Origin of the sequence: Paenibacillus sp. FSL R5-0473, assembly GCF_038004565.1 — a bacterium.
Taxonomy (GTDB): domain Bacteria; phylum Bacillota; class Bacilli; order Paenibacillales; family Paenibacillaceae; genus Paenibacillus; species Paenibacillus amylolyticus.
In genome coordinates this window covers 244568-257267 of record NZ_JBBORL010000002.1, presented here as the reverse complement: position 1 = coordinate 257267, position 12700 = coordinate 244568, and the positions used below count along the sequence as shown (strand labels likewise).

The following is a 12700-nucleotide window of genomic DNA, read 5'->3' as shown; positions in this document are numbered from 1 at the left end:
CTTTCTTGATTTTTCCCATCTCGTTTCATAGGTTTATACTTCCAAACAAGTGAAGTAGCCGCCGTTTTACCGAATGCTTCTGTTTTATGTAATTCTGTGATAGGTCGTGACTTATTATAAGGGAATGTTACTAAATAATAATTATCGTCAACTTTTTGATTCCATGCAATTATCAGAAAATAAAGCTGTTCTCCTTCAGCATTACCTATTAGAAAAAGACCAAGAACTGACTTATTATCTGCTCATTGATGGAATGATGTTACTGTGTCTTCACCATTAAGTTCAATGACTTCAAATGTGTAATTTACAAGCTGATGTGTACTAGTAGTCAACATCGAAATCAATTCTTCTGCCGTTTGTCGAATTTGCTGATAAGAAATCATAAACAGTACTGACTAGTGGCTACAGATTTCCTTCTAACGTTAGACTATATATAATACATAGCCAATCTGGAAGTTGTATCGGTAGGTAAGCAAAAACTATTTTACATTTTTCGGAACTAATTTCCTTTCATAAGAATTTTCTTTAATTGGGAGATGCGTCCTTGACTAATGCCCAACTCATCTGCAATTTGCTGTTGAGACAAGTCGGGCTGTTGCTCAATGATTTCTTTTAACTGTTTGAGTTTTATAGCAGTTTTTGGCCTCCAATCTGGATAATCGTTGCTGGCTCTCTCATTGAAATCGTTAGAGGTATCTTGTTTAGAATCAGGAACGATACCCTCCGGGGATGCAGGAATTTTTACTATTTGAGGAACGTACTCTTGGGGAATGTTATCTTGAAGTTTTAAGTCTAGTGCACAGGTCCGGCATATGAATTGTTCTTTAAAATACATATCTGTATCCAGATCTCCGCAGAACACACATAATGTCGATTTATACTTTCTTAAAATCAACTCTTTTCCCTCAGTGAAAAACTCAAGCGGATCGCCGATATGAATTCCCATCGTATCCCGTAATTCCTTTGGAAGGACAATACGTCCAAGTCGGTCCAAAGATCTCTTCATTCCGGTCCGTTTCATCGAAATTCCTCCCACGAAAATATTAACTGCATGTCTTATTTTTATTGTAAGAGTGAACATGATTTTTTACAACAAGTTTACGTTTATGAGTGTTATTAGTGCTAGACCAAAAGGAAATATAATATGATTACCACTAGCAGACGTCTACGTGGTAATCGGAATCCGTTCTTCTCCTCATGACAGAAGAATAATGCCTAAAAAGATAAAAAAGCCGCATAAAGAGCGACTTATAATGCAACTACAATTTAAACTACGACTGAAAACATGAGTTAAGTTAGGCACTAATCAAATAGAATATCGTTGCCATTCAATTTTTCCACCTATGAAGTGAGGGGGTGTTGACTACTGGACAGTTAAAAGCATAATCTTCTTGTCAAACCCACCGCGTTCATCATGTTTTTGTTTACGAATATTCTCTAGTTCCTCAACCGTTGTACCTTGGCTAAGGGCAAAACTATAGACTACCTCTAACAAGTCAGCCAGCTCAAGTATCTGCTCGTTATTGTCTTTTGCTTCAAGAAACTCGTTTAATTCTTCTTGCATCTTCAACTTAAGTGCGGTTTCATATTCCTCTTCACTAAGGACTTTCACATCATATAATTTGCCGCTTGTTTCAATAATTTGCGGTATCTTATCACGCACAAGTTTGTTATACGTCTTCATCTCAAAACCCTCCTATCTTTTTCAACCCAGACATGCAATCCAGAATTTCCGTACGATGTTGCTCTCGATAGCCAATTCTAGCTCAGAGACATGCTTATTCAGCTTACTATTCTCCTTCAAACGATGAAGAAGCACTTGATTTCTTGCTTCTAGCTGAATAATCTTTTCCTCATGCGGTATCACATTTGACTTACTACTGTTACAAGATCGATGTGCAAATACCAAATTCCAAAGATCATCGGAGTAGAGGTATGACCATGGGATAACATGATCAATAGCAGGTGTCTCAGCTACAATTTTTTCTCCACATAAAAAACAGTGAAATTCAGGGTTCTCAGCTTCAATGAATTCTGCAAACTTACCAAGCGGTTTTCGACGTACCTGATCTTCGTCGATTATTCGTACTTTCTTTGAAAGTCGTGGAGAGTGATTGAAGTTCTCTAACATCTGCGTCCATCGATAATTAATGGCATCAAATACAATTAGGCGACTACCTTTAAGCGCAAGTACATCCTCTCCTTGCATAAATAAACTATCCGCCTTCTGTACATATTGATATACGCCTTCCACTTCCTTACCTTCAACACGTAGGAAGCGGTAACTTACATCCGATTTCAGAGCTCTTACGGTAGAAGAAACAGCCTTCTCATACTCTGAACTGCATACCGCCTCAATATTCGACTTAAACCATTTTACTGGCTTAATCGAGCTTGTACGAGCCTGATAAGTGGCTATCAGTTCCTTCGCAATGCTCAACATGACAGGCGGCTTCACAGGATTCGAACTTTGCTGAAGATCAAAGAATAGGGTTTGTTCAAAATAATAGCGAAGAACCTTTTTGGCAATATCCCTTAACTGAATTTCAACCAGAAATGCTTCTTCTATTTGAATTGAATTTTCTTGCTCTACTGCAATTTCTGTAATTGCTTTAGCCCAAGCCATTTTGTAGGTGTTATCAAAAGAACAATTACGGATTATGTGTAGCCATTTTTCTAAGAAGTCCACTATTTTACCCCGATCTATCATATTGTTATTTCACAATGTTGATACAACATCCATCTATGAACTATGAGAGATTTTACTTTCATTACCAATACTCGCAATCGAAGTTTGTCCAATGAGAATTCGGCAAGTCCACTGCACTGCAACTAACAACATTCCTATTCGATATTAAAGTGTATATTTACTCACATTACTAGTCAGTGGATCCACAATGTAAACAACCCTTTTACCGGCATAATTAAATTGTTTATCCGAAGTGTCTATTTTATATGAGGTTATGGTTTTTAGCGTTCTTCGATCTAAAATTAGTAGTCCATCTTGTTTTTCAACGAGAAGAGTTTTGTCATCTGCTGATTCACGTATCCAAAATGAACCTGTAGTTGAAACTTTCGATTTGGTTACAAAACCCTTAGAATTAAAAGCATAAATGGAGCTAATACTTTGTAACATAAATGAGTTAGATGAATTTTTTGTGTTTCCAATTAAAAAATCAGCAGACTCTGATATTGTTTTCGTCCAGAGCGTTTTTCCTTGTGGATTTTTAGCAATGACTGCCGTTGACCCAGCTTGATCAAATTTTGTAAATATCATCGTTTTATCTTTCAAGATTCCCCGAAAAGACAAACCATTGTTTCGATAACTAAATTCTTTTCTCAATTGATCATCGTAAAAAGAGAGTGTACTTTTATACTCTCCAGCAAAGGACCAATTAGAAATGGTTGAGATATATCCATTTTGTTGATAATACATAAATTCATTAATCATTTTCTTACTAAGCAATTTTCCATTTACACTATAACGGTATGTCATATATTTAGAAGAATTAAGTTTTAAATAAACGAGCAATGTACCATCGTCCATAATATAAGACCCAACTTCATTCGTAGTTTTTTCTGTGAACGTGTAATCCAAAAGCTTATTCCCTTTTGGTGAAAAAATCCGAAGTTGAGGGAATTCTCTATTTTTTTTCTTATCCTTGTACGATGTGATAAATGACATATTTCCGTTGGATAATATTTGATTCTTATATTCAAATCCACCACTATATTGCACCCATGATGAAGAAATGACATCAACAGATCCTATTTTAGTCTTTGTTTTTTCTTGATAGACGGTGACCTTTCCTGAGGAATCCATCAAATAAAGATAATCTTTTATTTTTCCAAAGTTACTAACTTCATCGTGTGTAACAACCCAGTCTGGCTTAGGTAGGGAGTCATAGGATGTTGCTGCTGCATACATAGGAGTAGCCGTCATTAAGAGTAGAAAAATAAAACCGGTCAGTGTTAATAGTGTTTTTCTCATAAAGTAGCTCCTTAAAATTATTGATTTAAATAATGAATTCGATCTTGTAACTTCATTGTGGAACGTTATTTTATTATCTGCAGTTCTCTCCAGTCATTCGACGTTAGATAGTTAGTGTCAACCAGGAGCTTCAGGGATATCCCGGTTAATAACTCCCGTAACGGATAATACACTCTATTCTTCCATACAATTTGCTTACTGCGATTTAGAGTAAAAGAACTCTCCTGGTAAGTCACAGTGATCTTGCCATTGCTGTTATCTATGTTACCCCCCAGCAGTTTTACAAGTTCATCTACTGGAGAATATATTGTCAGGTCCGTCGTTCGAAACGATCCTTGTCCCCCATATTGCATGTACTTGCCTTTGAATTTAACTGGTATAGGGTCATTAATAGTTAAATAATTATCCATGCCAAACGTATAGAAATAGGAATCTGCGTGTGAGTAATCAACGACATTGCCGTATCTTCGAGGTGTCATCAGATCAGAGCCTACAATTCGATACGCTCCAAAATTTAGCAAGCCAGATTGAATAATATGATCGGTGCCACCCATCCAACTCATGCCATAGTCGATGGCAGAAGATGAACCTGTCGAATTAATCGGTATTGTTTGAATTAACTTCCCATTAGAGGTATCAAATATACGGTACTCCTCTTTACCTTTGACTCTTCTACCGTTCTCTGTGTAGTTGACCCACAGCACAACATATTTCCCATGAGGGCTAAATTGAGCGATACCAAATGCATAATTTGCTCTGCTCGTATCAGACTCTAACAAAGTATGTGACTTACCATGAATAATAAGCTCATGCTTGTATGACCTTTTTTTCTTCGTTTGCTTATATACAACAGAAGAACTTAATGTTCTTTTGTACACAAAGTCATCTGAGTTGTTTTTTTGATAAGATTTAAGTTTCAGTTTACTTCCATCAGGCCTGATCTCGTAGGGGAATTCACCAGGATATGTAACATAGGTATAGTTTTTTGAATCGAAATATAATCCTGCCTCGACATATAATGCGCCTACTTTAGGTGCTGGATCAAAATAATTACGATACAATACATTCGTCACAAATATATCGTTATGCTCGGTAGGTCGTTCTTTGGCTGTATGTATAAGCTTATTGGTCGATATAGAGTACACCAGGTATTCGCGACTTCCTTTCTCTACTACATACATGTTTGCATCTGGATAAACGCCGTCTATCCTTCCATTCGCTGTATTTCGGTTAGCAATAATGGAAAATACCTTAGTGCGGCTATCATACTTCACAATTTTTTCGGTGGAACCACTCTGTAGGATCGAATAGCTTATCAATGGATTTTTTGTATTCATGCCTTTAATCTTTCTGAAGTTGTACTCCGAAGACTTATCTACATAATCTACCACTGTGTCTTCACTGGTAAATAAACCTGTATGATAGTCTACTGTAGTTTTCCGAATAATGGCGTCTCCTGTTCTATTACGAAAGTTCGAATCTTGCATCCATTCAAAATAGATCTTATCTCTACTATCGGTTGGAATCTCATTAGCCATAGCTAATTTTCCAGGAACAGTCCACTCTAAAACAAGTAACAACACGATTATAACCGCTATATTATGTATCTTTTTCATTAGTACTCTCCGATCCAAATCAATTTATTTTAGGTATATCATCATTACAAACTAAGGATTCATTCTCAATCTTCTCGAGTGAGATAATTGCCATAATTAATGGTTGGATGCGTTCGTCTTGGAATGGAGTATCAACGATAAACTCTCAGCTTAAATAAACTACCTAACAATTCTTTGTCAAAATAATAGATCTACCTTCTGCTATAGGTTAAAAGAAAGCTAAATATTGAGTAAGCACAAAGAAACGCCAAGACTTACATAAATTTTGTATCACGAACAGACATGGGAATGAGGCGAAATGGATGGCTATCGAGCAAGATGGAGATCAATCATAAGCTGAGAGCAGAACAGGCGCCTTTCTTTCTGAAGATTTCTGAAATAGAAACGACGGCCTCCTTTTGAGAGGTCGTCATTCAATTCAATATGAAAGAGTAAATTTACTCACATTACTTGAAGCATAATTCAGGACGTAAACTATCCCCTTACCTTCATAGTATAATTGTCCGTCTCCTAAATCCATGTTGAATTTGTACAGTGATTTAATTTTTAGTGATTTTCGATCCAGAATTCCAAGTTGGTTTTGATCTTGAAAAAGAATGGTTGAACCTTCATCCGATTCAAATAACTCAAAAGAATTTGATGATATTTTGGTTTTGTTTATAAATCCTTTTGAGTCAAAAGCGTAAATCGAAGTCTTACTTTTCATTAAAAATGAGTTAGTTGAAATTTTCGTATTACCAATATAAGGACCAGCTGACTCTGGCAGTGTTTTTGTCCAGAGTGTTTTTCCTTGTGAGTTTTTAGCAATAACTGCCGTTGTCTCTCCTTGATCAAATTTTGTAAATAACATTGTTTTATCTTTTAAGATACCCATAAAAGACAAACCAATATTCCGGTAACTAAATGATTTATTCAAGTGATCGTCATAAAAGGAAAGCGTAGACTTGTATTCACCTGCTGAGGACCAATTAGAAAGAGTGGTAATAAAGCCATTTTGTTTGTAGTACATAAATTCGTTAATTGATTTCTTATTGAGTAGTTTACCATCGGCACTGAAACGATATGTCACATAACTGGAGGTGTTTAGTTTTAAATGAACAAGCAGTGTACCATCATTCATGATGTAAGATCCTACTTCGTCGGAGGATTTCTCTGTAAATGTATAACCCCATAGTTTTTTACCATTTGGAGAATACACACGGAGTTGGAAGAATTCTCGATTCTTTTTTTCATCCATGTAAGCAGTAATAAATGACATATTTCCATTAGAGAAAATTTCATTTTTATAACCAAATTTCGCAAAAATCACACGGGAAGATGAAATGACATCAACTGACCCAACTTTAGCTCTGGTTTTTTCTTTATACACGGTGACCTTCCCTGACGAATCCATAAAATAAAGATAATCCTTTGTTCTTGCAAAGTGTGCCACTTTTCTTATAATGTCAGAGCTATCCTTATGTGCAATGCTCCAATCTGGCGTAGGCAGAGAATCATAGGATGTGGATGCTGCTGATATAGGATTAGCCATTAGTAAGAGCGATATAACAATAAGAAAGCATAAGTTAAGTTTTTTCATAAGGTCCCCTTAATCGATAATTTGAAAAAAATAAATTCAATAATAAGTCTTTTGAATCACATTGGTAGATGATCCACTTCGCCATTTCTTCGCGTGTCAACGTCGTGCTCGGTTTAAACCCATTCGGATAATCCGAGGGTTTTAGGAAACCTAAAGAACTGCATCATTTACTTCTTCCTCACTCAAGCCAGAAATGTTTCAAACTCTGCACGGGTTACCATCATACCTGGCTTAAATGTGCCAACAAATATATCCTTTGAAATAGCCATTCGCTACGGCTGCATCGATGGCAGGCAGGTACATCTTTAAATAAGGTAACTGCAGCCTGATTTGTGTTTCCGGTGAATCAATACATCCCCAATACCAATGCACCACTTAATAAGAGTTGAGTCGGATTTTTCAATTCTTTCACGCTCCACATGTTAAAAGCAGACTATACTTCCTTGATATAAGCTATGTATTCTTTAGGATTGACCTTTTTTTCAGATTGAGATTAAACAGATTTGTTAATTTGAATCTAAATGTTACGTGGGGTGTTTCTACATTGAGTTAGTTTTATTAGGGATCTGCTCTTATGTGAATGTGTTATGCTGCTCATTTACACGTCCTTCCCATAATCTTGAATGTATTTTTTTGTTCCGTAATACCTATCAAACTTGCCAATAACAAGAATATTCTACCACTAAATGATCAAAGGATATAGGTATAATATCCCAAAAATACTTATAATCCATTTTGCTCCTGATCTTTTAGTTAAGTTGATGTTTCACAAGCTTGAAGAAAATAAAAAAAGCAGCTCGCGGCTGCTTTTTGTTTACCCAGTTATTTGTTCTATTTTATTATTTGATATCTTATCAGCGAGTCTCATAAAAACATTCATGTCAACAGCGTTAATTATTTCACTTTGTAAGTTTGCATATTCACTTTTCAACTTCTCATTCTTATTATTCGCTTCTTCGAGACGACCTGCTAATTCTAGAGTCATCTTTCTTAGCAACGAAATATGTGAATTCAGATTATCCATAATTTCATTAAAGGTAACTACAAACTCTTGGTCTAGTTGAATGGGGTCTTGAAGTGAATAAACCGTATTATCTTCTTCTATGGGACTCAGTTCATGAGCAATCGTACTTGAATTAGTTATAGTTACAATACTTCCATCACTTTTGTTTTGATTTCGGATTTGTTTAGCTTTTCGAATAGCGTCCTCATACTTTTTACGTAAGGATCCATTCCAGCGGAAACCACACGCTGCTTTTGATCTTTTTAATTTTTCACTAGCTTCTTCAAATGCTTTTAATTGTGTACTTCCAGATTCGATATGTTGTAATACAGTCTGTGCTAAAAACAAATCTGCTTCAACGTCCCAACTGTCTTTACGCAATTCCATAATGAACACTCCCCGAATTTGATATATTGATATTTCTATTTATATCCCAAAATATATGAACATATTCCCAAGGATCTGAATTTTATCTCTTTACATTTCTAAAAGATATCTACGAACATTAATTGATTACTCTACTCCACAGAATAAAATATTTAAATACCTATGTAGTACTAGCAACTCTGGACATAAGATTCAATGTTTTTATCATAGTAATTAGCTTAAATACTTATTCATCTGGTAAAGCCAACGACTTACCTTCTGCAGCATTCAGTCACAATACAAGCGTACAAAATAGTTAGCTCAGCATCGACGAAGAGATCAATAACTGAGTTAATCAGTAAGTATGACTATTCAAATTACAATTTCGTCGACAGAGATGATGCTCACTGTATCCCTTAGAAAAATTCCAGGGTGGAAGCTCCTTAATTTTACTTTCTATTTGGATCTAGAGCTTTTGACTATCACGGAGCCGGTGAAGATCTTCGAAGTATTCTCTTTTTTCGTAGGTTCCTCAAGAAAAACATCAAACAGCAGAGGATCCCCCCTGCTGTTTGATTTCTCTAGTATGTAAAATTAAATTGAACAACTAATTCCCCTGTTGGTTTTGAGAAAACATACCAAATTTAGTGATCATATAAAATGAGTTTGAGTTAATATCTACATATTTGATTCTATGATCTCAGATAGCTGTTCTAAACTAGGATTAACGTATTTATCTCCCTCTACAACAAATGTTGGTACACTCGCAACGCCATTAATGGAGGTGATTTTAAAATCTTCTTTTACTTCATATAACCCCTCTAGTTTCTTTAAGCTCTCTTCAACCAATTTAGAATTACCATGCGGTACATAATCATCGATTAATTTAAGTAGGAACTTTTCATTCGCCCAAACGGTTCTTTCTTCTCCTTGGTTCTTATAAATTGCATGGTGATACTCCCAAAACGCCTCTTGATTTTGTCTCCAAAGAATTTCTCCTACCATTGCTGCCTTTATGCTGTCTGGGCCTAAGAAAGGATAATTAACTATATAGAGTTGGGCTTTGCCTGTATCAATAAACTTATCTTTGAATTTATCGAAATTGTCATTATTCCAGGCCATACAATAGGGACATTTGTAGTCGACAAATTCAATGACCTTAACCGGCGCTTGTGGATCACCTATATAAGCTTGTTTATCAAGTTTGTACTCTCCTGCCATGACTTCTATCTTACCGTCTACATCCTGAAAAGTGGGGAATTCCTCTTTTGATTTAAAACCTGATAAAAGAACCATAAGAAGAACTACTAGTAATCCCATTAAGGTAAATACCATTATCCCTTTCTTTAGTGAGTTCCTTTTTTTCTCAATTTTCATTGATAACACTCCCTCGTTAGTTTGTACCGAAAAAACAAAAAAAGCACCTCAATAAGACCATGTGGTCCTATTGAGGTGCTTCCTCTTCCCGGGTATTCAATTACTTTAGATTATACATCAGCTTGTACATAAAACCAAGTGAATATTGAATGAATTGGTGTCTAATCAAACTTTTAAGAATCTAAATGAACTCAAGAGAGATCTTAGGGGATGCTCTCTATTAGTTTAATACCCACAATATCATTGTTTAGGTCACGTACTACAAGGCTTTTATAGGTTGCTTCAAAGTTTATAAGAGTTTCTTTATCGAGAATATCACTAGTAGTTCTTTTGAAATTTGAATCCATTAGGACTTGTTTTCCTCCAAAAACATAATTTTTTCCGTCTTTCACAACAACTATAGGTACCACCTCTGTATAACGGTCCAATACTCTATTCACTTGTTTACCTGATAATATTGTTTCATCGTAAGCAATGAAGGAATTCTCGGTTAAATCATGCAAAGTAGGTAAGACACTTGTTGACTGATTACATCCATTAGCAATAAATAAAAGCACGAATAATGAAATGCTGCGGATGATTTTCCTCACGATCCATTTCACTCCTTATAAATAGAAAAAGTACCTCATGCAACAGCCTAAGCAGTTGTAGGAGGTACTTCCTCATGTCGTTATTCAGTTAATTTTATTATATCCTTTGAGTATCTGCCGTGTAAACAAACAATAATGCTCTGGCAAGTACAAGTGGATTTAGATGTAGCACGCAGGAAGCCCATTTTGTAAATACATCAAATAAATACTCATTAACATTTAAATGGTCTTTGATCAGTGCCTGTAAGACATTCACGCACTCTGTAGTTTCTTTATTTCAATATGATCGGCTTGTAATCTTAAAAAGGAAGGGGTATCAACTTCTTCCCCCCAGTTATAATTATTTGGCAAAAAGATCTTCTCACTATGTATTTCTATATAATAATCCTCCAGTTGATGAACGTTAATACGCTCATTAAGAAGAGCAGTTGAAATCCTAACATCAATGAATCTTGCAACTTCTAACCCCAATTCCTTACATAATTTGATCCAAGATTTATTAACATGCGATTTTATTTTAGCCTCAGCCGGTTTGGAGTTTTTTTTAAATTGCTCGATCCACTCGGGCCTATACTTTTTTAGGTGTTCCCTTTCTAGTGTTAAAACTTCTACATTCATATATAGTCCAAATTCCTCCTTAACATCCCAACCTAAAAAACTACTAATTTCATCGTTATATTTAAACCACTTTTCATGATATGTAAACTGATGATGGATAACACTCCACTGTTCCGTTCCTTTGTTTACTTTAAGATAATGAGCCATTCTCTTCTCCCCCTACAAATAAATTTAATAATTTCGATAGATGCTTTACTTTGCCAACCTTAACTGTAAAGCGTTCGATATAGCTATTTTCCACTTTGTCGAACCTTGTCCCAGGTATTTAATTATGGTTTCTGCACAAGGATAACCTTGATTGTTTTGCGCGAAAGTTGTGTAATCACTTCTTGAGAGAAAACTACCATATTGTTCAGAGGCTTTCCGAACAGCCTCAATACATTTACCATGAAAATATGACTGTACTGGATTTTTAATAGGTAGTGTGACTAGATTTGAATTCGAATAAGAATGTCCAATATTACCTACAATCGATTCTGGTGGATAGGGAATTGATATTTCAATGTCTTTAACAACTAATTTAAGAATTGTATTTTTCAGATTCAGCTTTCCATCAATATAATTTGTCACAACCGTAGTACGATCATAACCAAGGAGTTCATTAATTATCTGGGCAATTTTATGTATCGCGTCCCTTTTATTCATCTTTCCGTTTGTTTGATTATCTAACAAAGATAATGATTTCCCTGTTTCAAGCAGATTGATTACTACATCCAACGTATTCATGACTAACCCCCTGGTACTAATTTAAAACGCAAAAAGAGGAAGCAATCTCACACTTAGTAATGACTAAGTGCGAGGTGCTTCCTCGCTTCTCTTATTTAATTAGTTCCATTATATTCCCTGAGATACAATCTGTCTATAGAATTCCCATAAAGGCATTACCCAATCTTTTTTAAGAGGGGTCTCAGACTTTGTTTCTATGTTCCTACTAGGAGTTCAGTGATATTCTATGTAATAACTAATCATACTGCATTGTCGCTATTCAGTTTGATTGCAACCGAATACTCTCTTTGTTATAAACTCGTTTTCTGACTTTTTTCATTTGAGAAACTCTAGATCGAGAAATGCCTAATATTTCAGCAATTTGATATTGCTTAATCTCAGGATCTAGTTCAATTAACTTTTTCATTTTAATCAGATTAGAGGTTCTGCTTGTCTTATCAAGTAGTTCTTCAGTTTTCTCTAACGCTGTAGAGTTAGCTTTCACCATCTTTAGGCATTGATAACACACAATTTTTCCTTTAAAATCAATAAGCTTCGAGCCTGTGTTCTTACAACAAAGTATACAATTTGATTGAGGAATTATAAGAATCAACTTATCCACTTCTGTTTTAATGATGAGTTCACTACCGCAATAAATATGTCTCCTATCTCGAAGTTCTTTAGGGATAGATAATCTACCTTCTACTTCAATTTTTCGAACAAAACTCATCGCTCACGTCCTTTCAACCTTTCTTTAGATATTACATTATATCACAATAATTTCCTATAACAATCAAGAAACATGCACCCCATCACTACATTTTATCTCATTGATTTTGATGGGGTGCTGGATAC

General features: G+C 35.3%; 12 protein-coding genes. All 12 read right to left on the bottom strand.

What is annotated here, in order from left to right:
* Positions 1-499 precede the first annotated feature (499 nt).
* The 12 genes from MKY28_RS31050 to MKY28_RS30995 all read right to left on the bottom strand — a co-directional run bounded on the left by MKY28_RS31050 (position 500) and on the right by MKY28_RS30995 (position 12575).
* The gene (locus MKY28_RS31050) at positions 500-1021 is read right to left on the bottom strand and encodes an AbrB/MazE/SpoVT family DNA-binding domain-containing protein (protein ID WP_340938386.1); all 522 of its coding nucleotides are present in this window, start codon (positions 1019-1021) and stop codon (positions 500-502) included.
* Positions 1022-1363: 342 nt separating this feature from the next.
* Positions 1364-1684 carry a nucleoside triphosphate pyrophosphohydrolase gene (locus tag MKY28_RS31045; RefSeq protein WP_340938385.1) on the bottom strand — a complete coding sequence of 107 codons (321 nt, stop codon included), beginning with the start codon at positions 1682-1684 and terminating at the stop codon, positions 1364-1366.
* A gap of 21 nt (positions 1685-1705) precedes the next feature.
* Positions 1706-2710, bottom strand: a complete 1005-nt coding sequence (locus tag MKY28_RS31040; RefSeq protein WP_100528110.1) for an HNH endonuclease — start codon at positions 2708-2710, stop codon at positions 1706-1708.
* A gap of 144 nt (positions 2711-2854) precedes the next feature.
* Positions 2855-3991 carry a hypothetical protein gene (locus tag MKY28_RS31035; protein WP_340938381.1) on the bottom strand — a complete coding sequence of 379 codons (1137 nt, stop codon included), beginning with the start codon at positions 3989-3991 and terminating at the stop codon, positions 2855-2857.
* Between the two features lie 65 nt (positions 3992-4056).
* Positions 4057-5607 (bottom strand): hypothetical protein, encoded by a 1551-nt coding sequence (locus tag MKY28_RS31030; protein ID WP_101314455.1) that lies wholly within the window; start codon positions 5605-5607, stop codon positions 4057-4059.
* A gap of 418 nt (positions 5608-6025) precedes the next feature.
* Positions 6026-7186: a hypothetical protein gene (locus MKY28_RS31025; protein WP_340938378.1), complete on the bottom strand. Its 1161-nt coding sequence runs from the start codon at positions 7184-7186 to the stop codon at positions 6026-6028.
* A gap of 814 nt (positions 7187-8000) precedes the next feature.
* The gene (locus tag MKY28_RS31020; RefSeq protein ID WP_340938376.1) at positions 8001-8576 is read right to left on the bottom strand and encodes an RsfA family transcriptional regulator; all 576 of its coding nucleotides are present in this window, start codon (positions 8574-8576) and stop codon (positions 8001-8003) included.
* A gap of 657 nt (positions 8577-9233) precedes the next feature.
* Positions 9234-9932 (bottom strand): DsbA family protein, encoded by a 699-nt coding sequence (locus tag MKY28_RS31015; RefSeq protein ID WP_340938374.1) that lies wholly within the window; start codon positions 9930-9932, stop codon positions 9234-9236.
* A 203-nt stretch (positions 9933-10135) separates the two neighbouring features.
* A complete protein-coding gene (locus tag MKY28_RS31010; protein WP_340938371.1) occupies positions 10136-10522 on the bottom strand; it encodes a hypothetical protein in 387 nt (128 codons plus the stop codon).
* A 252-nt stretch (positions 10523-10774) separates the two neighbouring features.
* Entirely contained in the window at positions 10775-11287 is a 513-nt protein-coding gene (locus tag MKY28_RS31005; RefSeq protein ID WP_100528103.1) for a hypothetical protein, read from the bottom strand.
* Between the two features lie 45 nt (positions 11288-11332).
* Positions 11333-11866, bottom strand: a complete 534-nt coding sequence (locus tag MKY28_RS31000; RefSeq protein WP_100528102.1) for a hypothetical protein — start codon at positions 11864-11866, stop codon at positions 11333-11335.
* A gap of 259 nt (positions 11867-12125) precedes the next feature.
* Positions 12126-12575 (bottom strand): AbrB/MazE/SpoVT family DNA-binding domain-containing protein, encoded by a 450-nt coding sequence (locus MKY28_RS30995; RefSeq protein WP_340938369.1) that lies wholly within the window; start codon positions 12573-12575, stop codon positions 12126-12128.
* Positions 12576-12700: the final 125 nt, after the last annotated feature.

Excerpts from the sequence above, each read along its gene's own strand:
- MKY28_RS31050 (WP_340938386.1), bottom strand. The coding sequence starts at position 1,021 with ATGAAACGGACCGGAATGAAGAGATCTTTGGACCGACTTGGACGTATT.
- MKY28_RS31045 (WP_340938385.1), bottom strand. The coding sequence starts at position 1,684 with ATGAAGACGTATAACAAACTTGTGCGTGATAAGATACCGCAAATTATT.
- MKY28_RS31040 (WP_100528110.1), bottom strand. The coding sequence starts at position 2,710 with ATGATAGATCGGGGTAAAATAGTGGACTTCTTAGAAAAATGGCTACAC.
- MKY28_RS31035 (WP_340938381.1), bottom strand. The coding sequence starts at position 3,991 with ATGAGAAAAACACTATTAACACTGACCGGTTTTATTTTTCTACTCTTA.
- MKY28_RS31030 (WP_101314455.1), bottom strand. The coding sequence starts at position 5,607 with ATGAAAAAGATACATAATATAGCGGTTATAATCGTGTTGTTACTTGTT.
- MKY28_RS31025 (WP_340938378.1), bottom strand. The coding sequence starts at position 7,186 with ATGAAAAAACTTAACTTATGCTTTCTTATTGTTATATCGCTCTTACTA.
- MKY28_RS31020 (WP_340938376.1), bottom strand. The coding sequence starts at position 8,576 with ATGGAATTGCGTAAAGACAGTTGGGACGTTGAAGCAGATTTGTTTTTA.
- MKY28_RS31015 (WP_340938374.1), bottom strand. The coding sequence starts at position 9,932 with ATGAAAATTGAGAAAAAAAGGAACTCACTAAAGAAAGGGATAATGGTA.
- MKY28_RS31005 (WP_100528103.1), bottom strand. The coding sequence starts at position 11,287 with ATGGCTCATTATCTTAAAGTAAACAAAGGAACGGAACAGTGGAGTGTT.
- MKY28_RS31000 (WP_100528102.1), bottom strand. The coding sequence starts at position 11,866 with ATGAATACGTTGGATGTAGTAATCAATCTGCTTGAAACAGGGAAATCA.
- MKY28_RS30995 (WP_340938369.1), bottom strand. The coding sequence starts at position 12,575 with ATGAGTTTTGTTCGAAAAATTGAAGTAGAAGGTAGATTATCTATCCCT.